A 25191-nucleotide genomic window follows, 5' to 3' on the forward strand; every position below is an offset into this window, starting at 1 on the left:
CCCTCGACTGGGCAGATCCCTAGGCATTACTCACCCGTCCGCCGCTCGTCAGCAAATTAGCAAGCTAATTCCTGTTACCGCTCGACTTGCATGTGTTAGGCCTGCCGCCAGCGTTCAATCTGAGCCATGATCAAACTCTTCAATTAAAGTTTTGTTGAAACATCCACTCTTATAAATAAAAGCTTCGTTTCGGCTCAATGAATTCTGATTTCGATTTAAAGACTCGGAAGAATCTCTAAAACGTTTGTTACATATTGCTATGAACACTCATCGTTACATTGATAATAATTTTGATTGCTACATTCTTTACGAGAAAGAATGAGCAATTTCGATTAACTCAACACCTGTGAGTGTCCACACAGATTACTTGATAAATTGTTAAAGAGCGTGGAATCAATTTTTCAGACTCCGCCGTTAGACGCTAGGTCGTTGGCTTGGGATGCGTATTCTACGCAATTCCTTTTTCGCGTCAAGTCATTTTTAAACTTATTTAAAAACAATTTTCAGCGTCACTTTACAGTGAACTGATTTGGCGTGTAACCCATGCTAGTGCGTGGTTTGCCGTGTCAGTGGATGCGCATTATAGGCAGATTCTGATTTGGTGCAAGGGCTTTTTATATAAAAAACGTTTAAGCGAATAGCTTTTGAACAGATCGTTTTATTTTTAACTATTATGGGTATTTAAAGAGCACTTTTGTCCTACAGTAACTATCTGTAATATGGTTTTTATCGTGTTTTGAGGTCATATTTTCATCAGAGTATGGTGAAAGCTTCAATAATTCATTACCATAGCTATGTTTTTAACAGTTATTTATCATTTTTCATTTTTATTAGAGACAATCTTATGCAAAAGTCATTTGTTATTACCTTAATTATTGCCCTTATAGGTGCAATCGTTATTTATGCTCTTTCTACCAATGTTCAATTAGTCGTGTCTTTCATCGCTGGTGTTATGTTAGCGAGTCTTGTATTCACTTTTGTTCCGTCTTCAACTGCAACTGATTCAAATAAGCCTTATGTTGGCCCAACAATGACACTTTATGTTGGTAACTTGCCTTACCGTGTTCATGAAGGTGAAGTGAAAGCTTTATTCGGCGAATATGGACCAGTTAATTCAGTACGTTTAGTTAGAGATAGAAAAACAGGTCGTCGTAAGGGATTTGGTTTTGTTGAAATGTCTGAAACCGGTGCCAAGAAAGCAATGAACAAGTTAAACGATTACAGTTTCCAAGAACGCACACTTAAGGTGCGTGAAGCTAAATCACAAGAGTCAGATCCATCTGAGTCAAACAAAGAAGACTAAACCTCTTCTATTAGCTGTCTACGGAAACGCACTCTAGTTGCTCAAAACCGTAGTCAGCTAATGTTAATGCCAAGCCTTTATCTATCTTCTTTGTAAATCCCGCTGTTAATCTGCCTACTTTGTTCATTTTGCCTTTAGCTGACATGTTTATTGTTTCTAATAATGACGCCACTCTTATTGCAATGGCTTCGCCGGAATCTAATAGCGTTACTGGATGGCTAATGCACTCAGCAATTTCTTGGCGTAATAACGGAAAGTGCGTACAACCTAAAACCAAGGTATCTATATCAGTGCCATTTATCGCTGCCAAGATAGGTTTTATCGCATTTAAGTTTATTGGGTTTCTTTTGGCTTTCTCTTCGGCAATAAGCACTAATTCAGATGAACCAATCAAAGTCACTTTACAGCCACCAGCAAACTCACGGATCAACTCTTTAGTATAAGCTCTTTCAACTGTCCCAGGCGTGGCAAGTAATGCTATGTGTTTGGATTGAGTCATTTGCGCAGCAGGTTTTATTGCTGGCACTACGCCCACCACGGGTATGGTTAGTCGTTTTCGTAAATGTGGTAACACTAAGGTGCTGGCTGTATTACAGGCAACGACCACTACTGAGGCATTTATCTGCGCCACTTGTTTGATAATCAGTGCCACACAACCATCAATTAATGTTTGCTCTGCTAAATCACCATAGGGTAGCCGCGCATTATCAAATAAATAGAAAATATCTTTAGCAGGCATTTTTGTTTGAATATGTTCTAAAACGGATAAACCGCCGATACCAGAATCAAAAATAAGTATTGGACCTGACAATCTCTTCTCCATAATGGGGTGATAAAAGCTGTATAGATAAAATTAACCACTTAATACATTAAGATTCAGTCAATCCGCTGGACATCAGCGTTGTGTAGTATAATATTTGCGCCCTTAATTTACAGCCTATGGTGGAACAAAATGAATTTAGCTGCAATGGATCCTAAAAACTATGATGCGCAACTAGCAGAGAAGCGTATCAAGCTTGAGCAGGACTTTGCCGATTTTACGCCGCCTAGTTTAGAAGTTTTTGCCTCAGAGCCTGCACATTACCGTATGCGCGCTGAGTTTCGAGTATGGCATGATGGCGATGACTTATTCTATTACATGTTTGATAAAGTCTTAGATCAAAAAGTGCGCTGTGAACAATATTTGCCAGCTGGGACTTTAATTAATCAAATGATGACGGCATTAATGGAAGAGTTACGTCCTAATCATGATTTACGCTTTAAGCTGTTTCAAGTGGACTTTTTAACCACGCTTAGCGGTGAGATTTTGGTGTCGTTACTTTATCACCGTCAACTGGGTGACACTTGGATTGAACAAGCGACCCAAATGAAGGCGCGTTTAGCTGAAAAGTTTAACGTCAATATCATTGGCCGAGCACGTAAACTTAAAATCGATTTAGATAAAGACTTTGTGGTTGAAACCCTTAATGTAGCAGGTCAAGAATTACATTATAAACAAATTGAAAATAGCTTTACCCAGCCAAATGCGAAAGTGTCCGTCAAAATGCTCGAATGGGCGATTTCAGCAACCAAAGACAGCACTGGCGATTTATTAGAGCTTTATTGCGGTAATGGTAATTTCACTATCGCTTTAGCGCAAAACTTTGACCGTGTACTAGCAACAGAATTAGCCAAACCATCTGTTGATGCTGCGCAATATAATATTGCCATCAACAAAGTAGATAATGTGCAAATCATTCGTATGTCTGCTGAAGACTTCAGTGATGCGATGGCGAAAAAGCGCACCTTTAGACGTTTAGAAGGTATCGACTTAGATAGCTACGATTGTAATACCATTTTCGTTGACCCACCACGAGCGGGTATTGACGATGACACCTTGGCACTAATGCAAAACTACGATCGCATTTTATATATTTCGTGTAACCCTGACACCCTGAAAGCGAATTTGGAGGTATTGGGCAGCACCCATAAGATCACCCGTTTCGCTTTATTTGATCAATTCCCATATACCCACCACATGGAATCAGGTGTGCTACTAGAACGTAAGTAGGTTCAACACATATTAAAAAGCCGTTATGGGATGAGTTATCCATAACGGCTTTTTAATTGCCTAAGTTTTACTATTAATTCACTGATGCTATTTAGTATCAACTTTATGTTGCAGCGCTTCAGCGCCTTTTGCCACCATGCGCAATTGCAGCACTAAATGATCGGCTAATACTTTTCTGTCAGCTCGTTTCATATCTAAAGCTGATGCACCAGCGTTAAACACTAAAGTCACTAAAGCTTCTGCTTGCACTCTGGCTAACATCGGCGTTCTACCGGCTGTCGCCTCTGTGTAATGAGACAACTCTGAAATAAAGTGCTCAATCTCCCTTGCTACTGCGGCGCGAAAAGCCGCTGAGGTTCCTGAGCGCTCATGTAATAGAATTCGAAAAACATTGGGATTGGATTCTAATACTTCCACAAAGGTATCTACTGAGATCCGAATGACACTGCCACCCGCTTCTGCGCGCTGGCGACCTTTACGCATCATTTGTCGAAGTGTGAGTCCACCTTCATCAACCATGGTTAAGCCAAGTTCATTCATGTCTTTGAAATGACGATAAAAAGAGGTTGGCGCTATGCCCGCTTCCCTTGCCACTTCTCGTAAACTTAAACTGGAAAAACTACGTTCTGCGCTTAATTGATTAAAAGCGGCATCTACCAATGCACGACGGGTTTTTTCTTTCTGTAATGCTCTTACACCCATGAAAAGATCCATTTAGTAAATGTTATTGCACAGATAATACCGCTTTTAAGCTAAAAACACAGCCCCGAGATACTTGACCGAATAAAGTTGGTGAGCTAAATTAGCTTACAACTGTACGCTCAATAAGAATCATGGATTATCTTAATGAAAAAACCACCGATTATTTGGTTAAATACTGCTTTATTTGCGCTAACACTCATTGGCGCGCTGACTTTAGTGCCGTGGCGTGGCTTTACACATGGCTTTGAAGCTATTGAGTGGATTGCTTTTGTGGTACTTGCCTTTGCTAGCGGCCTTTCAATTACCGCCGGTTACCATAGATTATGGTCTCACAAAGCTTATAAAGCGCATCCTGCAATGCGATTCTTATTTGCCCTTGGCGGAGCATTAGCACTACAAAATAGTGCATTGCATTGGTCATCAGATCATCGTATCCATCATAAGCACGTTGATAATAACGACAAAGACCCTTACTCAGCTAAAATGGGCTTTTGGTATAGCCATATTGGTTGGATGTTACGTGAATACCAAGCCAGTCGTTACCATGATTACAATAACGTCCGTGACTTACAAAAAGATGCCATCGTTATGTGGCAGCATAAGCATTATCTCGCCCTGGTGGTATTGATGAATATCGCACTGCCTGCATTTTTAGGTTGGCTCAATGGCGATATTATTTCGATGGTGCTGATGGCAGGGCTTTTACGTTTAGTGGTCGTACATCATTGTACCTTCTTCATTAATTCATTAGCCCATATCTGGGGTAGTCAGCCATATACCAATAAAAACACCGCTAAAGATAATGGCATTATTGCCTTACTGACCTATGGCGAGGGTTATCATAATTTCCATCACATTTTTGAAAATGACTACCGTAATGGTATTAAGTGGTGGCATTACGACCCAACAAAATGGTTAATTAAGTCTATGCAATGGTGTGGTTTAGCCACTGATTTACGAGTAGTACCACAAGAGCGTATTGAAAGTGCCAAACTTCAAATGCAATTATTAAGGGCGCAAAACAAAGTCGCACATTTACCCAATTGTGATGAAATAATCGCTAATTTCCAAGCCGAATATGATCTTATGAAGCAACACCTAGTGGATTATTATCAAGCGAAAAAGGCACTGTTAGATGCCAAACGTAAACAATTGAGTAACCAGCAATTAAAGTTACAAGTCGAAGAATTAAAAGCACGATTGTTAGCCCAAAAGAAAAATTGGAATAACCTCACTGCTGCTTATTAAAGTCTGTTTTAACCCATTAAAAGTAAACGGCTACCTTGCAAGGTAGCCGTTTGTGTTTATGATGGATAATCTTCCTTTTTAAGGGTTACCCATTAATGTCTGAATCGTCAGTTAAACTTACTGAATATAGCCATGGCGCCGGATGTGGCTGTAAGATTTCCCCGCAGGTCCTTAGCACCATACTTGCCTCATCTTTACCCTCTTTTACCGATCCTAAATTATTAGTCGGCAATCAAACCCGTGACGATGCTGCCGTTTACCAACTCAATGATGAAACCGGCATTATCAGTACTACTGACTTTTTCATGCCGATTGTGGATGATCCTTTTACCTTTGGCCGTATCGCGGCCACCAATGCTATCAGCGATATTTATGCCATGGGCGGCACTCCTATCATGGCCATAGCCATACTTGGCTGGCCAGTGAATATCTTAGCTGCAGAAGTGGCTCAAAAGGTTATTGAAGGTGGGCGCCAAGCCTGCGCTGATGCGGGAATAATGTTAGCAGGCGGTCACAGCATTGATGCACCTGAACCTATTTTTGGATTAGCAGTAACTGGGCAAATCCCCCTAGAGCAATTAAAGCGCAATAATACGGCAAAAGCTGGCGATAAACTGTATCTCACTAAACCGATAGGGATCGGTATTCTCACTACCGCGCAAAAACAAAAAAAGCTCACCGAGCAAGACAGTATGATTGCCATTGATGCCATGTGTCAGCTAAACAAGGTCGGCCAAGATATCGCCGCAATTGCTGGAGTCAACGCACTGACTGATGTCACAGGTTTTGGATTAGCAGGTCACCTGATTGAGGTCTGCCAAGGCGGCGATGTCACTGCGAATTTAGTATTTAATAGCATCCCATTATTAGACCGAGCGCTGCACTACTTAAACTTAGGTTGCACCCCAGGCGGTACCCAACGCAACTTCGACAGCTACCAGCAATACTTACCTGAAATGAGCGAGCAACAAACAGCGATTCTGTGCGATCCGCAAACCAGTGGCGGCTTGTTGATTGCAGTAAGCTCTGATGCTGAACAACAATTGGTTGCTTTACTCGAGGCGCAAAATATTGCCCCTATTTGTATTGGTGAACTGAGCGCCTCAAACGCTAATGCTGCATTAATTGCGCTAAATTAGAGAGTAACAAATGCCTGCTAACATCATTGCTAAAACCGACTATCAAGGTCTTTTTCTTCAGCAGCGTCCACTCATTGATGTGCGCGCCCCCATCGAATTTAGTAAAGGCGCCTTCGAGCACTCTGCCAATTTCCCGTTGATGAATGACAGTGAACGTACCAAGGTTGGTACTTGCTATAAAGAGCAAGGACAACAGGCGGCTATCGAGTTAGGGCATCAATTGGTTAATGGCAAAACTAAGCAGCAGCGCATTGAAAGCTGGCAGCAGTTTATCGCTAAGCACCCCAACAGCTACCTATATTGTTTTCGTGGTGGCTTACGTTCAAAGTTGTCACAGCAATGGCTGAAAGAGGCAGGCATCGATATCCCTTATATTGAAGGTGGCTATAAAGCCATGCGCCAATATTTAATTGATATCATCGATACCGCTGCGACTCAGCAGCCCTTAGTCATTTTAAGCGGCAGCACCGGCAGCGGTAAGACTGAGCTATTACAACTGCGACCAGAGTCCATTGACTTAGAAGCCATCGCCAATCATCGCGGCTCAAGCTTTGGTAAGAACCTTGAGCCCCAACCAACTCAAATCAATTTCGAAAATCAGCTAGCGACACAGCTACTACAACATCAGCAATTGCCACAACATAAAATCTTGTTAGAAGACGAAAGCTTCTTAATCGGGCGCTCTGCCATACCCAAAGCTTTTTACCAAGCGATGCAAGCCACTGAGATGATTGTATTAGAAGAAAGCTTAGCGAATCGTATAAATAGAATACATAAAGACTATGTTATTGATAAGTCAGCCGCCTTTATCACTAAATATGGCCAAGAACATGGAAAAGAACAGTTTAGCCAATACCTGCTTAGCAGCATTAATAGCATCAAAAAGCGCTTAGGCGGCAAGCAACACCAGCAGCTCAGTGCCATTATTGAAATTGCCATCAATCAACAGTTTTCAATCAACAATACCAGTGAACATTTTGAGTGGATTTCAATACTATTAGAGCGCTATTACGACCCTATGTATCAATACCAAATGAGCAAACGTCAGCAAAGGGTAAAATTTAGTGGTGATAAAATTGCGATCCAGCAATATTTAGATCAGCTAGCAGGATAATTCGCACACTCTGCACTCATAACAACAAACGGTTGCTGTTATGAGTGTCACATAGCAAAGAAAGGACCACCACTTAGCAACAGGTGCTTTACCCCATCACTTAACGACCATTAGCGCTTTTATTTAACCAGTAGTTGCGCTATCAAATAACTCTGTGACCTTAGCTTGTAGCCCATGGCGACCAAGTGAGACCCCATCAACCGCGGCATCAATATTCACAGTCACCTTAGACCAAAAACGCTTCGGTGGTGTTGTCAGTGCATGGCCGCCTTTATGGCTAAAATATGAGCCCCATAAGCCTTGTAATGACATCGGGATTACTGTGACGGGATCTCTCGCTAAAATCGCTTCGATACCGGGTCTAAACTCAGCAATGTCACCATCAACAGATAAATGTCCTTCAGGGAAAATACACACTAGCTCCTCGTTACCAAGGGCTTGATGGATCAGCTCAAATGCTTGCTTGTAGGTGGTTTCACAGTTTTTAGGTGAGCAAATAGGAATAACCCCAGCATGGCGAAAGAGATATTTTAATAACGGGATTTCACTGATGGATTTATCCATCACAAAACGAATAGGACGGGTGGATGCGCCCATAATAATTAAGGCATCAACATAGCTCACATGATTACAGACAATCACCCCTGCTCCCTGCGCCGGAATATTGTGACGCCCATTAACATTGACGCGGTAAATCAAGTGGCTCAACAGGTAACTGACAAAGCGCTGGGCAAACTCCGGTACCTGAGAATACACATATAACGCCACCGCGGTGTTCAATCCAGCAAGGAGTAAAAATAACTGCGGAATACTCCACTCTAAAAAGCCAAGTAACAACATAGATAACATTGCCGCCAGCACCATAAACAAGGCATTAATTATATTGTTTGCCGCAATAGCTTGAGCACACTCCCCTGGTGCTGCCCTAGATTGAATAAAGGCATACAAGGGCACAATGAATAATCCACCACTTATGCCAATAAACAGTAAATCAACCATCAGCCGATAATGCTGCGGATCAGTGATAAAGCGACTAAAGCTGAACACAAAACTGCTATCTAATGGCGCTGGCGGAATCGCAAAAATTAAATCAACCCCAAATAGCGTTAAACCTAAAACCCCAAAAGGCAACACGCCTAGCTCCACATGACCATAGGAAATCCGCTCACATATCCACGAGCCAATGGCGATACCAATGGAAAATAATGCCAACAATAACGACACCACGGTCGCATCGGCATACAGGTGTAATTTGGCAAAGTTTGGAAACTGGGTTAAATAAGTGGCGCCCAAAAACCAAAACCAGCTAATGGCGAGAATAGCCATCCAGATACTTGGGGTTTGCCTTACTTTGGCAATACTGCGCCACGTTCCCGTAAAAGGGGTAAATCGAATTTTACTGATTGCGCCTTGTGGCGGTAATGCAGGAATAGCCCGGCTCGATAAATAACCTGCAATGGACAAGGTCACCACAGTAACCGCTGCGCCAAGTAAACTATGCTCACTTGCCACTAACAAACCTGCAGACAAGGTGCCAACAAGGATCGAGATAAAGGTTCCCATTTCCACCCAAGCATTACCAGTAACTAACTCATCTTCTTTAAGCGTTTGTGGCAATAAGGAATACTTAACTGGGCCAAAATAAGCCGATTGACTGCCAGTAAGAAATAGCAGCACTAACATCAGCAAATAGCTTTGCGACAATATGGCAAAAGCCGCGCAAGACATGATCATAAGCTCCAGTAGTTTAAGTCGTCTTATCAGTCGCGCTTTGTCCATATTGTCAGCCACAACGCCTGCATGGGCTGAAAATAAGAAAAACGGTAAAATAAATACCCCGGCAGCTAAATTTACAAACATATTGACGCTAATCGACAGTGCATCTACCTGGCTGTAAGTCACTAGTAACAACAGCACATTTTTATAGATATTATCGTTTAATGCCCCAAGGCACTGAGTGATGAAGTAAGGGAGAAAACGTTTGGTTAATAGCATGAAACATCCTTATTTTGCCATTCCTGAGGTATAGCCTTGAATATATAGATAACAATTTTGGTAAGTCATTTTAGCCATGAATGTAGTGCTGAGTGAACATCCCCTCTCCTTGACGCATTGGGTTTACCCTTAAGTCGCTATTATCAATAATGCTTTGAACAACAAACTAACAGCAAACAAAATAAAAACAATGTACTTAACCCATTAATTTATAGACAGCTTGAGTATTTTATAAATGGCGGCCACAAAAAAGCCCTCTACTAGAGGGCTTAAATAAGTCATGTTGGCAATACTAGTTAGTCAGGATATCGTCCCAAGGTAAACTCGGGCTACCTACAACAATAAAGTTAGGATTTTCAAGAGTTTCACGTTCATTGTAAGTTAGCGGCTGCAGGTTAATATCCATTAATGCGCCGCCGGCTTCTTCTAGAATAATTTGCGCAGCGCCAGTATCCCACTCACCGGTTGGCCCTAAACGCACATAACAGTCAGCGCGGCCTTCGGCCACTAAACAACTCTTTAATGCTGCGCCGCCTAACACCACTAATTCGCAGCTGCTAGGATGACTGAGTAACTTTAATACTGATTGTGGATCTTGACGACGACTCACCGCAAGACGTAAACCTGATTCATTAATATCAGTAAGTGCTTTACTGGTAATACGCACTTCATTGTTAGCATCACGTTTGTAGGCACCTAAACCTGCAATCGCGTAATAACACACGTTTGTCATCGGCACATACACTATCCCCATCACTGGGCGATTATGCTCAACCAGTGCGATAATCACTGAAAAGTCACCACTACCAGCAATAAATTCACCAGTGCCATCTAATGGATCCACTAACCAATAACGTGGCCACTCACTACGCTCATTAAAAGGTATATCGGCAGCTTCTTCACTTAAGATTGGAATATCAGGAGTTAATTTAGCAAGTTCAGTACAAATAATTTCGTTTGCAGCCAGATCCGCTGAGGTGACAGGAGTATTATCAGATTTTATTTCGCGATCAAAATCACCTTTCAGATAAATATCGCGGATTTTTTGACCCGCCTCGGTGGCAATGCTGATGACTTGTTCAATTACTTCTTCTGGCTTCATAACGACTCCAATCGCCAAATAATACTCTGAATAGTGTCAAGTTAGACTAATTTACGATTTATTTGTAGTTAAATTAGATGAGTAAGCTGAAATATTTTAATCATCACTCAGTGATAACGCTTACAACATCTCAATTGGCTAAATTTAGCCACTAACACAGTAACAAGATTAACCCTGTAAATGTTGCTGGGCTAAAAATAATGCGCTCACACTTCTCGACTCTGAAAAATTTTAATCATTATTCATTCAGTGATAACGCTTACAACATCTCAATTGGCTAAATTTAGCCGCTAACACAGTAACAAGATTAACCCTGTAAATGTTACTGGACTAAAAATAATGCGCTCACACTTCTCGACTCTGAAAAATTTTAATCATTATTCATTCAGTGATAACGCTTACAACATCTCAATTGGCTAAATTTAGCCGCTATCACAGTAACAAGATTAACCCTGTAAATGTTGCTGGGCTAAAAATAATGCGCTCACACTTCTCGACTCTGAAAAATTTTAATCATTATTCATTCAGTGATAACGCTTACAACATCTCAATTGGCTAAATTTAGCCACTAACACAGTAACAAGATTAACCCTATAAATGTTGCTGGGCTAAAAATAATGTACTCACACTTCTCGACTCTGAAAAATTTTAATCATTATTCATTCAGTGATAACGCTTACAACATCTCAATTGGCTAAATTTAGCCGCTATCACAGTAACAAGATTAACCCTGTAAATGTTGCTGGGCTAAAAATAATGCGCTCACACTTCTCGACTCTGAAAAATTTTAATCATTATTCATTCAGTGATAACGCTTACAACATCTCAATTGGCGAAATTTAGCCCCTAACACAGTAACAAGATTAACCCTGTAAATGTTGCTGGGCTAAAAATAATGCACTCACACTTCTCGACTCTGAAAAATCAGTGTTATCCAGTAACGCTTGCCATTCATCAAGCGCCCACGGGATCACCTCAATGGGTTCAGGCTCATCACCTTCTAGGCTGCTTTCATATAACTCTTCAGCGATAAAAATTTGCATCTTACTGGCAAAATAACCCGGTGCTAAGCTTAGCTCTTTTAATAAGGTCAGCTTACGACTGGCAAAACCGATTTCTTCTTGTAGCTCACGATTCGCGGCTTCAACAGCCTCTTCGCCGGGATCAATCAAGCCTTTAGGAAAGCCCAACTCATAATTATCAGTGCCTGCGGCATATTCTTTAGCAAGCAAAAATTGACCTTGATGCACTGGCACGATCATAACCGCGCCGCGGCTGCCGCCACTCATTCGTTCATATTGACGTTCAATGCCATTAGAAAATTTTAGATGCAGCTGTTCAATCTGAAACAGTCGACTTTTGGCGACAATTTCGCGATGAAGAATTTCGGGCTTTTTATGCCGTGATGTCATTAAAACCTCGTATATGACGAATTTAGTAAGACCAGTTACAATCTTACTACCCTAGCTATATTCTACAACCGGAATTTACATGTTTCCTTGGCATAAGATAGACACTGTTTTACTCGATATGGACGGCACCTTACTGGATTTGCATTTTGACAACCATTTTTGGTTAACCTTGGTACCTCAACAGCTTAGTACACAAAAGCAAATATCGTTAGCCCAAGCGCAGGCACTAGTCGAGCAGTCCTACCATAAAGTTGTGGGCACCCTAGACTGGTATTGCATTGATTTTTGGCAGCAACAGTTAGACTTAGATATTCTCACCCTGCATTATTCACTGGTTGAGCGAATTCAAATGCGCCAAGACAGCATGCCGTTTTTAGAGGCGCTGGCTACGGCAGGTAAGCAACGAATTTTGTTAACCAATGCTCACCCTAAAAGCCTAGAACTTAAACTGGAGCATACTGAACTGGCAAGAGGCTTAGATAAGATGATGTCGAGCCATGAAACCGGTTATCCTAAAGAGCACCCTGAGTTTTGGAAGCACGCATTCCAGCAGTATGACTTAGATCCAAGCCGCTGTTTATTTGTTGATGACAATGAAAATATTCTTGAAGCGTCACGTTTGGCGGGTGTTGGCTTTCAATTAGGTATTAGCAACCCTGACAGTCAAAAGCCCAATAAAGATTTTATCGATTTTCCTGCCATTGATGATTACCAATTGTTGCATCAGGATTTATTAGCAGCAGTAACAGCTTAAGTGCCGCTAATCACTAATCGCCAATAAAAAAAGGCAGCTGATGTTATTCAGCTGCCTTTTACATGTTCAATGAAGGAGTCGTGACTATAAGCCGGGGATGGTACCTTGGTAATTAACCGGAAAGTAGCCTTCACTATCTTGTTTACCCAAAAAGCTTAATGCCTGAGTTAAATCTTTAGGTTGATCATGGGTCGGTTTAATCTTAGCACTGACCACGATACGATTATTTTCACCTAAAGTGGCGCTACCTTGAATCCCCATTTTGTTCATCGAGTCATCAGTCATCAATTGCACTTGGCCATCAATACAACTTAAGCCTAGAGCGATATCCCCTAAAGGATATTCACCAAACTGATTTTTAACATCAATACGATTTAAAAATAGCTTACCGGATAACTGTTCACACCAAGGCGTACCTTGCTTAAGGCTTTCTACAATTAAACTGACATCACCATCAACCATGGTTCTAAAGGGTAATCGGGCATTGCCTAATAAAAATTTATTCGGCGCTTCAAAGCGCAGGTTTTCAGCTGAGACACCTGCTAAAGACCAGCTAATATCACCCTGACCACTGACTGGCGTTGCGCGGCTGCCAATCTGTAGATCGACATTGAGCTGACCAATAAATAATGTCCAAGGATTTAAATCCCATGACACTTGCTCAATCAAACGGCGATCAATGGACACCAAATCCGCAGAGCCTTGCCACAAGGTACCACTGACACCGCTTACCTTGATATTATTGGGTAATGGCGCAATCCCCACTAACCAATTTGCAGGGATAAATACCACCAAAAAGATCAGGTAAACGAACACACCTAAAATAATTTTCTTAATCAAACTCACTACTATACCTGCTTACTTAGATAACTGAATACGGCGCACTTTGACAAAACCTGCCAAATCAGACTCTGATACATCAACACTTTCTAGGGTTAAGCCTTTTTCTTCAACCAGTTCATGTAAGTAATCAAGTAAACTGTCAAACGGCACATCATCCATCCACAACTGGATTTTATTGCCCTGTGGCTGCATACGGGTAATGTCTAAATCATACTGCCCAGCTAATTGGTTCACAATCGAACTTAAGCTGCCTGATGCATTTGGCCTTGAACCTTGCTGTTTTAAACCAGCAATTTTATTGGCTGATTGTTTGACATAATTTAAGGTTTGCTTGGCTGCTTGATGATCTTTTTCAGCATTGTCTGCCGCAGTTGCAATTGGGCTCCAAATGCCCCAATACAAAATCCCGATAACCACAAACACTGCACAACTGCCGACTAATTGCTGTTCACGTTGCGCAAGGCCACGCCACCAAATTTGCAAATTTTCCATCTTATTTGCCCTTCAAGGTAATTGTGGTATTCACTTCATTGTCACCGCTATTGATGGCGCCCATATCAAAATCATAACGCGCTTCAACCAGTTGCTTAAATTTATCCACGTGATCATAACTTTTTGCGGTCACCTGCATACGCAGTTCATTACGGCCAGCATCAAAACGAATCGAGTTCGGTTTTAAATCGGGCACTTTTTGGAATGACTCTTTTAGGCCATCAAGCATGTCAAAGAAAGCAGCGCCGCCGCCCTGACCTTTAAGGCTACGTAGTTGCGAGTCCAGCTGCGAGCGAATATTAACAATCCGCTTAACTCCTGGGTTAACACGCTTAAATATGGCTTCGCTTTGCTGTTTTAGTTCAGCGGTTTGCTGATTTAACTGATGAATGGTTAAGCCTTTATTCACTAGTCCAAGCACAATGGCAATGAGTGCCACAATAGCAACATTTTTCCATAGCATCAGGTGTTTACTGTATTCACGCTTTGGCTGATACACACCGGTTAATAAATTAATTGGCGCCTGTAAAATACCTTTTGCCAGTACCATCATCGGAATATCTAAGGGTTTTGCTTCCACTTCCGCATTGATAAACACTAAGTCTTCACTATAGGCGGCAATTTTTAGCGCAGGATCAGCATCACTTCGACGCGATAGCAGCTCAGGTAAGGCAAAATCTAACCATGTTTTTGGCAAGCTCACACCACTACCTTCACCGGTACGCAGTAACAGTTCATCACCCATATCCAGCGCTGCCCAACTGCATTGATCTAGCGGTAAGGCTAAACAATCAGGGACAATACTCTTTACTTTAATGCCAGCATCAAGCAGCCAAGATAACCAGTTTTGCATTTGCTCATGGGCCACTGCGGCGACATTTAACTGCTCACCATCACGGGGACCAACCACAAAATGCATGGTTTCAACATCGGAGGCGATGGTTTCTTCCAGCATAAAAGGGAGTGCCTTTAACGCTTGGCGCTGATTTTTTTCAGGCAATGTAATTTGAGTCAATGTCATACTGGCCGCTGGCACCAACACATCCACCGGACGATTGCCCGCGCGCTCAGTCAAACTGGTTAAGCTCGCTGCATCGCTTAACTCACCTGAAGCAATAATTTCTTGCTCTTGCTCTGACCATACCAGCCACGAACAAGGACTTGTTGATGTTTTCCCTAATCGGATAAAAAGCCGTTCAGACACTGTCATTCTCCACAAGCTTCAAACTGCCACAGGCTAAACGAGCCAAGGTTAATTGAAGCGGATTGTTACCCATATTCATTATTGCTGATCACCGTATTGACGACTGATCACATCAAACTTGTTATTACTGCGACGCAAAACGCTATCCATTCTAAACATCGCATTATCCACTTTAGCGCCCGCTTTTAATAAGAAGTAATTACTATCGACCACTATGCTCGATTTCATATTACTTTCAGTGGCTAAACTCGCTAAGGAATTATTTTCCCAAAACTCTGCCGCGGTCTCAAAACCATCTGCAGGTCGTTGGTTAATTAAACTTTCCGCATCGCTTTGGCTAATCTTGTTTTCTAGCATACCCACTAACAATGCTGCTTGTTCAACCTTGAGGGTATTCACATTAAGCAATTGTTGGTTATTACCTGGTATCGCGCAAATATAAGGCAACAAGGTTAAATACACTTGCTGGTTATATCCTAATACCGCCCGCAGCTCACTGCGATGATTCATTAAGGTGTTGGCTGCTCGATACGGCGTATTACGAGACTCATAATCAGCATCTTCAGCGCCATAGGGCATTGCTACCGTATCTTCGTCAATATAATCAATCAAAGTATGGGTCAGTCGCTCGGCGCCAAATTCATCCATACCTAGGGCAACCAGCAGTGACATATACTGAGTCGCGGCTAATGATAATTTAGGTTGGCCATTTTCAACTTCGGTTGACTTAACTGACAAGGCGTTAAGATTAAAACAAGAACGCATATCTTGGATCTCACCGCCAATTTCGCCGTACTCAGCCGGAAAAATCACATCAGCTAAAGCCCAATATTGTTGTAAATGCACCGTGCCGTCAGCATCTTCCATATCTTGCTTTAAAATCTTTTTACCTAACTCTTCTGCCGAAATGGCATACCAATAGGCTTGATCATACTGGGCTAAATTTAAGGTGCGGCGCATGGATAACTGATTACGACTGGTAATATTGGTGGCAATAATCACTACTAAAGCAACCACCAGTAACACCACTAATAACGCTACCCCGCGCTGTTTACGCAAACCGGGCGATTGATATCTCATCATCCGTCTTCACCCGTGCTAGAGCCATTGCTACCGCTGTTATTGCCGCTGTTATTACCGGTATTACTGCCGCTATTACCGGTATTGCTGCCGTTGTTACTGCCATTCTCATCGCTATTGTCACCGTTACTGGCTGCGGCATCACCGCCACCTTTAGGCAGTAAAAAACGACGTTCAATGATACCTAAGCCTTCAATTTCTAATTTCATCGCGATGCCAAGTGGCAGTTGTGAAGCATCAACTTTTCGCTCCCATTTATCACCGACAAAAAACGAATACTCGACGGAAATGACATCTTTAATGATCAAACTTTTTAATGGTTCTGCACCCACTTCTGGCTCAGGGTAAGGGTAATACCAACGCTCTAAGCGGCCTTCTTGCACCACATATGACACCGATTGCAAACTGCCCCTTGGCAACATGCCATCAGGGTTGAGCCAACCTAAACGGAAAAACACCAGCGCTTCGGTTTCCGAGTCCAGCATGTTATCGCCCGTTTGAAACACAGTGCTGGTGCGCTCGCCGTCTAAGCCACGTTGTGTTCGGGCCACCATCTGGCCTAAATCACGTTCGATAATGCCAAAACCTTGCTGCAAGGCTTTCAAACGGATTGAAAATTCTTTGGTGGCTTCATCGTTTTTCATCACGGTTGACAGTACCGAGTTCGATGCCAGCCCGATCATGGCAAAAATACCAATAGCAATCATCATTTCCAGCAAGGTAAAGCCTGCTTGGCGATGATTGTCGCTGTGTCTTGAGCGCTTAGCCTTCATTGTGAACATAGCTACTCACTTGTGCGACGGTGCGATTAAATCTGTCGTCATCACTGACTAATACTCTGATCATTCTGAAATTGTCGTCGGTGGTTTTAATCACTTCTTGACGCCAATACCAATCTTTATCGGCTAACTCTACCTGACCATTTTTAGTGCCCAGCTCAGGAAAAGGCTGCGTTAATCTAACCTCAACCATTTGGTTGCTAGCCACCCACTGGGCTAAGGTACGCTCTTCTAAAATCGGCAGGTTGGCCATTTGATCGCCAATGCTTTTGGTGACAGCAACCGCAGCAATAGAAAACACCGCCAACGCCACAATGACTTCAAGTAAGGTCATGCCTTTACTGTATTTCATCAAAGCTTCCTATGGCTAAACGCCCTAATGCATCACCCACCACGAGCACTTCAATCTCTTTACCTTGGTCGTCATCGGTCAAAAAGCTCAACTCAAACGTCGACATTTCGCCACTGGGAAACAGTAAGATTTGCGGCTCGAGATTTTTCTTTTTATCTTCTTTTGAGGCTTCAATTAATGGCTCATCAAACCAAGATTCATCATCTTCATCTTCTTGAACTAATGGCAAACCATCAAGCAGTAGACTCAAACTCACACCTGGGTCCATTTGCCTTGGGGCAAGTTGACGGTCTTGGGTTATTGGGTGCCATTTTTTTTCATCGTAATAGACAAATTGATATTCATCTTCTTCGACGACAATACCTAAAAATTGACCACTTAAAATGGTTTCTTCAATCACTAATTCAGTGGTCGCAATAAACTGACGGGCAGTTTTGTTTAACGCTTGCTCAGGCCCAGAAGTACTGGTTGTCATTGTGACGGCAGCCGCAGCTAACCCCATCAATAAGGCAACCAGTAATACTTCTAAGAGGGTGAACCCCGATTGGCGTGTAGATATCATCATCTATTATTAGACTTCGTGGTTACTGGAAGTTTTGCAGATTCCAGTTGCCGATATCATCTTCAGTTCCCACTTGGCCATCAGGACCAGCACTGAAAATATCAATACGGCCATTTTCGCCTGGGCTTAATAGGTAGTAATCGTTGCGCCAAGGATCCTGTGGTAAACGCTTGATGTAACCGTCTGGGCGGTAATTACGTGGCTCAGGCGATGAGGTTGGCTTTTGCACTAAGGCATCTAAGCCTTGATCCGTTGTTGGGTACACACTGTTATCTAGGCGGTACATATCAAGGGTGTTTTCTAACGCGACAATGTCAGAAACCGCTTTTTGGATATCCGCTTTGTCTTTGTTACCCATTAAGTTAGGCACAACCATAGAGGCCAAAATACCTAAAATAACAATAACAACCATGACTTCAAGTAAGGTAAAACCGGCTTGCTTACCACGGGTTTGATTTCGATTAGCTTGCATTAACAACTTCCTCCGACGCGCACACTCGGTGCGGTAACAATAAATAGTAAATAACTTGGATACTTAAGCGCTGATCAAGTTATTCAATTCTAAAATAGGCTGTAAAATTGCCATCACGATAAATAACACCACCGAGGCCATACTGACCACAAGCATGGGTTCAAATACCCCGAGGGCAATATTCACATTGGACTCAAATTCTCTGTCTTGGTTATCTGCAGCACGTTCTAGCATTTGCTCCAGCTGACCACTTTTTTCGCCTGATGCAATCATATAGAGCATCATAGCCGGAAAAAGTTTGGTATTAGTTAGCGCCGCGCCCAAACTGGTACCTTCGCGCACTCTTGCTGTAGCTTCATCCACTGCCGCGCGCACTTTGACGTTTTGCAGCACTTCACTGGCAATACGCATGCCCTCAAGCAAAGGGACAGAACTTGCTGACAAGATACTTAAGGTTCTTGCAAAACGGGCGGTATTCAGGCCTTTACTGACTTTGCCGATAACCGGCGCTTTGAGTAACCAGGTGTCATATTGCATTCTAAAGTTTGGCTTTTTTAGTAGCTGCTTTAGTAGTGCAAACAAACCAATCAGTGCCACAAGCACAAATACCCCATAATTTTGCACAAAATCAGAGGCGAGGATCAAAAACTGGGTTGAACCGGGTAGCTCTTGGCCCATGTGTTCAAACTGACCAACCACCTTAGGTACTACTGCTGCCAGTAATACCGCAATCACGCCTATGGCGACAATGGTTAATACCATAGGGTAAATCATTGCCTGAGTGAGCTTAGATTTAAGCTGCTGACGGCGTTCGGTGTAATCAGCTAAGCGGTTTAGTACCACCTCTAAATGACCAGACTTTTCACCTGATGCCACCATAGCGCGGTACAAATCATCAAATACATGGGGAAATTCGGCTAAAGAATCAGCCAAGCTGTAACCTTCAACAACTCGCGAGCGCACCGCCATCACCAAACTGGCAAGACGATCTTTTTCACATTGCTGACCAACCGCTTTGAGTGATTCCTCGATGGGTAAACCTGCAGCCACCAGTGTCGCAATTTGACGGGTAATAAGGGCTAGCTCCGCCACTGAAATGCCGCGTTTGAAAAACGTCAAACCACTGCTTTTGGCCTTGGCTTCTTTTTCAGCAACCGGTTCTAGCTCTAATGGCATTAAGCGTTGTTCACGTAGTTGACTACGTGCATGACGAGCCGTATCGGCCTCTATCACCCCTTTTTGCTGTTTACCATTGCTATCAAGGGCTTTATATTCAAACGCTGCCATTCATTATTCCTCGCGGGTCACGCGCAGTACTTCTTCAAGGGTGGTAACCCCTTTCAGTACTTTGCTCATGCCATCATGACGGATACTTGGAATAGTTTGACGGACATATTTTTCAATGGCTAACTCACCGCGGCCACCGTGAATTAATTCACGAACGTTGTCATCAACAGTGAGTAATTCATGGATACCGGTACGGCCTCGATAACCATTATGGCCACAAGCTTTACAGCCTTTAGCGCGATAAATCACTCGGGTATCATTGACCGTTATGCCTAATAATTCGCGCTCACGTTCATCTGGCTCATGCTCGACCTTACATTCGTTACACAAAGTACGAATAAGTCGCTGGGCTAATACACCCAGTAAGCTTGAAGACACCAAGAAAGGCTCAACACCCATGTCTTGCAAACGAGTAATCGCGCCCGATGCCGTGTTGGTATGCAAGGTCGAAATAACCATGTGACCGGTTAACGAAGCTTGCACTGCAATTTGTGCGGTTTCTAAATCTCGAATTTCACCAATCATGACCACATCAGGATCTTGACGTAATATTGCCCGCAATCCGCGAGCAAAGGTCATATCCGCCTTCATATTCACTTGGGTTTGGCCAATGCCTTCCAGTTCATATTCAATCGGATCTTCAACGGTTAAAATGTTGGTATCTTTTGAGTTAATCTCAGTTAAACCCGCATACAGGGTGGTACTTTTACCTGAACCTGTTGGGCCCGTTACCAAAATAATACCGTGCGGTTTACGAATTAACGCTTCAAACTCATCTTGGATAGACAGGGTCATACCCAATAATTTTAAATCGAGGTTGCCGGTGTTTTTATCCAGTAGTCGTAATACCACTCGCTCACCATGGCTTGACGGCATGGTAGAAACACGCACATCAACTGCGCGGCCGGCAATACGTAATGAAATACGGCCATCTTGCGGCACACGTTTTTCTGCGATATCCAAACGCGCCATTACCTTAATACGCGACACCAGCAATGAAGACAGTTTACGGTTAGGCTTTAAAACTTCTTTCAAAACCCCATCAATACGGAAACGTACGATTAATTGCTTTTCGTAGGTTTCGATATGGATATCAGAGGCTTCTTCTTTAATCGCTTCTGATAACAAGGCGTTGATCAATTTAATGATTGGCGCGTCATCATCACCTTCAAGCAAATCTTCGGTTTGCGGCAGTTCTTCGGCGAGGGTAAATAAGTCCATTTCATTGCCAATGTCTTCCATCAGCTGCTGAGCTTCTGATGAATTGGCTTGGAATGTATGGGTTAATTTCGCTTCAAAGTCTTCAACCGGCAGCTTAACTAACACCAGCTCTTCACCGGCATAACGGCGCACTTCAAGCATGGCATCAAGTGGGGTATTACTGGTGTAGTAAAGCTTTAGGGCATCCGCTTCTTTTGCCAATGCCAAATTAAAGCGATGAGAAAAAGCAAATGGCAGGCGTTCACGACTGTTGGAGTGAAACACCTCATCATTAAGCTCTTCGGCTTCTAAGCCTAAATCGGTAGACACCTGTGCCAATTGTTCAGTCATTGCTGCTTCACTCATTGGCATCATCTTCTTGTTCGGTTTCAGCAGCTTCAGTGACTGCATTGTCGAGATCTTTTCTTTCGCTAATATGCTTAAGCGCAGGGTCTGTTTCGCGCATCTTAGTTTCTAACTCTTTACCTTCTTTGTAACGATTAAGCACTTCGTTCACTTCATCAGGTAAGTAAGCTTCTTGATCCCACTCAGTTAACACTGGCACATTGGTCTTAGGCATTAAGTTTACGCCGCGCTCTTGTTGCTCAAGCTGCAGGGCGCGGAAGTAGTTATATTTACGACCAGCGATGCCTTCCATGGTGATACCGTCACGAATAATGGTTGGCTTGATAAATACCATCAAGTTCTTCTTTTTCTTACCGCTTGATGAAGACTTAAATAAATGACCGATAATCGGTAAGTCACCTAAAAATGGCACTTTTTGTACTGACTCTTGTACTTCTTCGTTAATCAAACCGCCCAGTACGACAATCTGCCCAGAATCAGCCATAACCGTGGTGGTTAAGCGACGAGTAGCGAATGTCACGTCGACCCCCGTTTTACCGTTAATACCTGACACTTCTTGCTCAATGGTCAGCTTAACCGCATTACCTTCGTTGACTTGTGGTACCACTTTTAATTTAACGCCCACTTCTTTACGTTCAACGGTTTGGAATGGGTTGCTGTTACCGTTACTTGAGTTTTGGCTACCGGTAAGAATCGGTACTTCGTCACCAACGATGAATGATGCTTCTTGGTTATCAAGAGTGGTAATAGAAGGTGTTGCAAGTACATTTGATTTGGTATCACTTGAAACCGCTTGGATTAAGGCGCCGAAGTCACCCATTGCCACGCCCCAAGCCATGCCGTTCACTTTACCTAATGCTTGCGCCAGTAAGGTAATATCGCCACGGGTATCTGGATTCTTTGTTTCGATTGGTAGTCCTGTATTAGGATCCGTGGTAATAACAGTATTCCCTTCTTCACCTTGTGCTTGCCATACACCTGCGCCAATCTCACCTATGGTTGGGCCTAAGTTATTAAACTGAGTACCGCCACCAGCAGCAGATGCCCATTGAATACCAAAGCCAACATCATCGCCTTCAGATACTTCAACAATAATCGCTTCAACCAATACTTGTGCACGGCGAATATCTAGCTGGTTAATCACGCTTTCGATGGTGCGCATTTGATCCGGTTCAGCGCTGATCACCAAAGCATTGGTATCAACGTGAGCCATAATATTAATTTCTTTACGCTTGCTACCCGAGGTTTTACCCGCATCTTGATCGCTCACCAGTTGGTCAGCAAAACCGGTTAACACTTCAACTAAATCTTCAGCTTTTGCGTAACGTAAGTAGCGAACTTTAGTGTTACCAGTGTTAGCTTGCTCGGCATCTAGACGACGAATTAGGTCAACTACCCGTTGACGGCTTTTTTCATCACCACTCACAATCACCGCATTCATACGCTCATCAGCTACCACTTTTGGCGCTTGGCCGGGCATTTGCGCTTGATTCGCCGTTGAGCGATATAAGGTATCAACAATACGGACAATCTCACCGGCTGATGCATATTCAAGGGATACCACTTCAACTGCGGTATCACCTTGCTTATCAACGCGGCGTACAATTTCTACTAATTTATTTACGACAGCAGCACGACCTGAAATCATCAATACGTTAGATGGGTCGTAGTTGACTACGTTACCGCCACCAGCATTATCATTAAGCTGGCGCAGTAATGGCGCTAGTTGTTTAGCTTCGGTGTTGTATAACGCCACAATGCGGGTGACCATTTCATCCCCCAAACCTGGGGTGTTGTCGTCAGCGACGCGAATGGCAGCTGTTTTAGCATCTTTATCTTTAATGACTTTAATAACGCGGTTTTCCATTTCAACCACGGCATAGCCATACACTTGCAAAACATTGAGGAAGAACTGGTAGTACTGTTCGTCATCTAATAAGTCGTAACTGCGGACGTTAATTTTGCCGCGAACAGTGGGATCAACGATGATGGTCTTATTGAGGTTTTTACCTACAATATTAATGAATTCCTGAATGTCTGTGCCTTTGAAATTGGCAGCATACTGTTCCGACCAAGCAGCTTGAGAAGCCAGCATGGCAATACCGGCAACCATTCCAGCAAATAACTTGCGTCGAATTCCGTAACTCTTCATTATTTTCAATCCTCTACTGCCCATACTATTCTGGCAAACTAAAAATTATTTCAACTAACTGCCCATCACGTTCGACCATGACGCCAATTTCGGTTAATTCTGCTAATTGCCCCATCACTTCTAACGACTGACTCATATCAGTTAAGTCGTAGCCGTTGATGGATTTGGCTAAATCATTTGCTTTAAAACCTGCTGAGGCAAATAAAGACTTGTTTTTGCCCGGGTTTAATCGATAACCACTGATGCCATCTGCACCGCGAACAGGTGAGATAGCCAGGTAGTCGGTTAATTTACCCGGGTCGGCTAGTAATTCATCACGTGAATCGGCTAACTCTTGAGAGAGCACACTGCGCTGAACTGTTTGCGCGGTGCGATTTTGTTTTGCTTTTTGAAGTGATTCATTGGCTTGGCTTTGAGTGGTGTAATTTAAGCCATCAAGCATTAAGGTTTCGTAGCGGCCGGCATTGGTAATAATAATGCGGTCAGCATAAACCTCTTTTAACGACGCTGAAGTGCCTTTGATTTTATCACCTAAGCTGTAGGTTTCTTGGCTGCCTTTTGATTCGATAACCGCAAGGCCATGTGAATCAGAAGTTGATGCCACCACGCCTGTCAGCAAAATAGACAAGTTAGTTTTAGGCGCATCGGTAATTTGTTCCACTGGGGCAGGCTTTTTCGCTTGGCTATCACTAACGCCTTTTTTTCCAAACAGTGATAACTGCTGCACACCACTGAGCTCAATACGTTTCGCGCTAGCAGAAGATGTTGGCGATGGCTGCCATGCTACAGCTTGAGAATTAACTGGCATTAACTTCCAAGTGATCTGAGCCGCAATGGAAAGCACGATCACTAATCCTAACCAAAAAAAGGCCACGCTCAGCTGCTTTTGAGGAAGAGCTGCAACCTTGGTAATAACTTTATCTAATACATCCATATTTGCTTTGACCCTCAGCACAGGTCGCTGTTCTTATTCTGTTAATTTAGGAAATACTGCATCATGCTAACCTACACGGCTTATCGCAACAAGCCCATAGCATCTTGATTGGCGAAATACAGCCGATTATGCTACATTTGCGCGCTTAAAAAGGCTGTGAGAAATGCCACTATTTAGGTTCTTGCCTCCATTTTACATGTGAAAAATGTCAACCTTGTGAACTCATACCACTTTTGAGAGGGCTTAAAGAGCATGGCTCAAGTTAATACTATGTCAGTAAGGTTAGATAAATGGTTATGGGCGGCACGTTTTTATAAAACTCGCTCGCTAGCAAAAGACATGATCAATGGTGGCAAAGTTCACTATAACGGCCAAAGAGCCAAATCGAGCAAACTTGCAGAAGTCGGTGCAACCGTGCGACTTCGCCAAGGGCACGATGATAGGGAAATAATTATTGCTCAATTGTCTGAACATCGACAAGGGGCTGCTATAGCGCAAACGCTATATCAAGAAACGGCTGAAAGCATCAAAAAACGCGAGTTTAATGCTGAAGCCAGAAGATTAAATATCTTAAATAATCCGGCGCCTGAAACTAAGCCGGATAAAAAGCAACGTCGACAACTTAAACGCTTTAAAGAGTTATAAGCTC

Annotated in this window: 24 protein-coding genes and 1 rRNA gene; 7 read left to right on the forward strand and 18 right to left on the reverse strand. The window is 42.9% G+C overall.

Annotated elements, in window-relative coordinates; genetic code table 11:
- Positions 1–146: ribosomal RNA gene (locus BM739_RS13030) — 16S ribosomal RNA — on the reverse strand; the annotation flags it as partial.
- A gap of 698 nt (positions 147–844) precedes the next feature.
- Here BM739_RS13030 and BM739_RS13035 point away from each other — a divergent pair.
- Entirely contained in the window at positions 845–1303 is a 459-nt protein-coding gene (locus BM739_RS13035) for an RNA-binding protein (RefSeq protein ID WP_076541302.1), read from the forward strand.
- Positions 1304–1313: 10 nt separating this feature from the next.
- On the opposite strand, the gene murI is transcribed toward BM739_RS13035, so the two are convergent.
- Positions 1314–2114: a glutamate racemase gene (murI, locus tag BM739_RS13040; RefSeq protein ID WP_076541304.1), complete on the reverse strand. Its 801-nt coding sequence runs from the start codon at positions 2112–2114 to the stop codon at positions 1314–1316.
- A gap of 141 nt (positions 2115–2255) precedes the next feature.
- Between murI and trmA the strand changes: the two genes are divergently transcribed.
- Positions 2256–3353 (forward strand): tRNA (uridine(54)-C5)-methyltransferase TrmA, encoded by a 1098-nt coding sequence (gene trmA / locus BM739_RS13045; RefSeq protein WP_076541306.1) that lies wholly within the window; start codon positions 2256–2258, stop codon positions 3351–3353.
- Positions 3354–3440: 87 nt separating this feature from the next.
- Here trmA and fabR read toward each other — a convergent pair whose 3' ends face one another.
- Entirely contained in the window at positions 3441–4055 is a 615-nt protein-coding gene (fabR, locus tag BM739_RS13050) for an HTH-type transcriptional repressor FabR (RefSeq protein WP_076541308.1), read from the reverse strand.
- Positions 4056–4199: 144 nt separating this feature from the next.
- Here fabR and BM739_RS13055 point away from each other — a divergent pair, with 144 nt between their 5' ends.
- From BM739_RS13055 to mnmH, 3 genes are all read left to right on the forward strand, one after another.
- Complete coding sequence (locus BM739_RS13055; RefSeq protein ID WP_076541310.1) at positions 4200–5303, forward strand: fatty acid desaturase; 1104 nt, start codon at positions 4200–4202, stop codon at positions 5301–5303.
- A 95-nt stretch (positions 5304–5398) separates the two neighbouring features.
- Positions 5399–6442 (forward strand): selenide, water dikinase SelD, encoded by a 1044-nt coding sequence (selD, locus tag BM739_RS13060; RefSeq protein ID WP_076541312.1) that lies wholly within the window; start codon positions 5399–5401, stop codon positions 6440–6442.
- A 10-nt stretch (positions 6443–6452) separates the two neighbouring features.
- Complete coding sequence (mnmH, locus tag BM739_RS13065; RefSeq protein ID WP_076541314.1) at positions 6453–7556, forward strand: tRNA 2-selenouridine(34) synthase MnmH; 1104 nt, start codon at positions 6453–6455, stop codon at positions 7554–7556.
- Between the two features lie 123 nt (positions 7557–7679).
- Here the strand turns inward: mnmH and BM739_RS13070 are convergent, their stop codons facing one another.
- The 3 genes from BM739_RS13070 to nudE all read right to left on the reverse strand — a co-directional run bounded on the left by BM739_RS13070 (position 7680) and on the right by nudE (position 12065).
- Positions 7680–9551: an MFS transporter gene (locus BM739_RS13070; protein ID WP_076541316.1), complete on the reverse strand. Its 1872-nt coding sequence runs from the start codon at positions 9549–9551 to the stop codon at positions 7680–7682.
- A gap of 292 nt (positions 9552–9843) precedes the next feature.
- Positions 9844–10653, reverse strand: coding sequence for a 3'(2'),5'-bisphosphate nucleotidase CysQ (gene cysQ / locus BM739_RS13075; RefSeq protein WP_076541318.1), 810 nt, complete (start codon positions 10651–10653; stop codon positions 9844–9846).
- Between the two features lie 863 nt (positions 10654–11516).
- Positions 11517–12065: an ADP compounds hydrolase NudE gene (nudE, locus tag BM739_RS13080; RefSeq protein WP_076541320.1), complete on the reverse strand. Its 549-nt coding sequence runs from the start codon at positions 12063–12065 to the stop codon at positions 11517–11519.
- 79 nt (positions 12066–12144) lie between these two features.
- Between nudE and yrfG the strand changes: the two genes are divergently transcribed.
- On the forward strand, positions 12145–12819 hold the full coding sequence (gene yrfG, locus BM739_RS13085) for a GMP/IMP nucleotidase (protein WP_076541322.1): 675 nt from the start codon (positions 12145–12147) through the stop codon (positions 12817–12819).
- Between the two features lie 84 nt (positions 12820–12903).
- Here the strand turns inward: yrfG and gspN are convergent, their stop codons facing one another.
- From gspN to gspC, 12 genes are all read right to left on the reverse strand, one after another.
- Positions 12904–13665 carry a type II secretion system protein N gene (gene gspN / locus BM739_RS13090; protein ID WP_076541324.1) on the reverse strand — a complete coding sequence of 254 codons (762 nt, stop codon included), beginning with the start codon at positions 13663–13665 and terminating at the stop codon, positions 12904–12906.
- 12 nt (positions 13666–13677) lie between these two features.
- Positions 13678–14154: a type II secretion system protein M gene (locus tag BM739_RS13095; protein WP_076541326.1), complete on the reverse strand. Its 477-nt coding sequence runs from the start codon at positions 14152–14154 to the stop codon at positions 13678–13680.
- A gap of 1 nt (position 14155) precedes the next feature.
- Entirely contained in the window at positions 14156–15358 is a 1203-nt protein-coding gene (gene gspL / locus BM739_RS13100) for a type II secretion system protein GspL (RefSeq protein WP_076541503.1), read from the reverse strand.
- A gap of 78 nt (positions 15359–15436) precedes the next feature.
- Positions 15437–16438, reverse strand: coding sequence for a type II secretion system minor pseudopilin GspK (gene gspK / locus BM739_RS13105; RefSeq protein WP_076541505.1), 1002 nt, complete (start codon positions 16436–16438; stop codon positions 15437–15439).
- A complete protein-coding gene (gene gspJ / locus BM739_RS13110; protein WP_076541328.1) occupies positions 16438–17211 on the reverse strand; it encodes a type II secretion system minor pseudopilin GspJ in 774 nt (257 codons plus the stop codon). The genes gspK and gspJ overlap by 1 nt, the downstream gene beginning before the upstream one ends.
- A complete protein-coding gene (gene gspI, locus BM739_RS13115) occupies positions 17201–17569 on the reverse strand; it encodes a type II secretion system minor pseudopilin GspI (protein ID WP_076541330.1) in 369 nt (122 codons plus the stop codon). The genes gspJ and gspI overlap by 11 nt, the downstream gene beginning before the upstream one ends.
- The gene (gspH, locus tag BM739_RS13120) at positions 17556–18131 is read right to left on the reverse strand and encodes a type II secretion system minor pseudopilin GspH (protein WP_076541332.1); all 576 of its coding nucleotides are present in this window, start codon (positions 18129–18131) and stop codon (positions 17556–17558) included. The genes gspI and gspH overlap by 14 nt, the downstream gene beginning before the upstream one ends.
- Positions 18132–18153: 22 nt before the next feature.
- A complete protein-coding gene (gspG, locus tag BM739_RS13125) occupies positions 18154–18603 on the reverse strand; it encodes a type II secretion system major pseudopilin GspG (protein ID WP_076541334.1) in 450 nt (149 codons plus the stop codon).
- Positions 18604–18666: 63 nt separating this feature from the next.
- Positions 18667–19890, reverse strand: coding sequence for a type II secretion system inner membrane protein GspF (gene gspF, locus BM739_RS13130; RefSeq protein ID WP_076541335.1), 1224 nt, complete (start codon positions 19888–19890; stop codon positions 18667–18669).
- Between the two features lie 3 nt (positions 19891–19893).
- Positions 19894–21456: a type II secretion system ATPase GspE gene (gene gspE, locus BM739_RS13135; protein WP_083698162.1), complete on the reverse strand. Its 1563-nt coding sequence runs from the start codon at positions 21454–21456 to the stop codon at positions 19894–19896.
- A complete protein-coding gene (gspD, locus tag BM739_RS13140; protein ID WP_076541338.1) occupies positions 21449–23608 on the reverse strand; it encodes a type II secretion system secretin GspD in 2160 nt (719 codons plus the stop codon). The genes gspE and gspD overlap by 8 nt, the downstream gene beginning before the upstream one ends.
- Before the next feature lie 25 nt (positions 23609–23633).
- On the reverse strand, positions 23634–24542 hold the full coding sequence (gene gspC, locus BM739_RS13145; RefSeq protein WP_076541339.1) for a type II secretion system protein GspC: 909 nt from the start codon (positions 24540–24542) through the stop codon (positions 23634–23636).
- A 252-nt stretch (positions 24543–24794) separates the two neighbouring features.
- Between gspC and hslR the strand changes: the two genes are divergently transcribed.
- Entirely contained in the window at positions 24795–25187 is a 393-nt protein-coding gene (gene hslR, locus BM739_RS13150; protein WP_076541341.1) for a ribosome-associated heat shock protein Hsp15, read from the forward strand.
- The last annotated feature ends 4 nt before the right edge of the window (positions 25188–25191 follow it).

The sequence above is a fragment of the Shewanella sp. UCD-KL21 genome (genome assembly GCF_001957135.1).
In the GTDB taxonomy this organism is placed as follows: domain Bacteria; phylum Pseudomonadota; class Gammaproteobacteria; order Enterobacterales; family Shewanellaceae; genus Shewanella.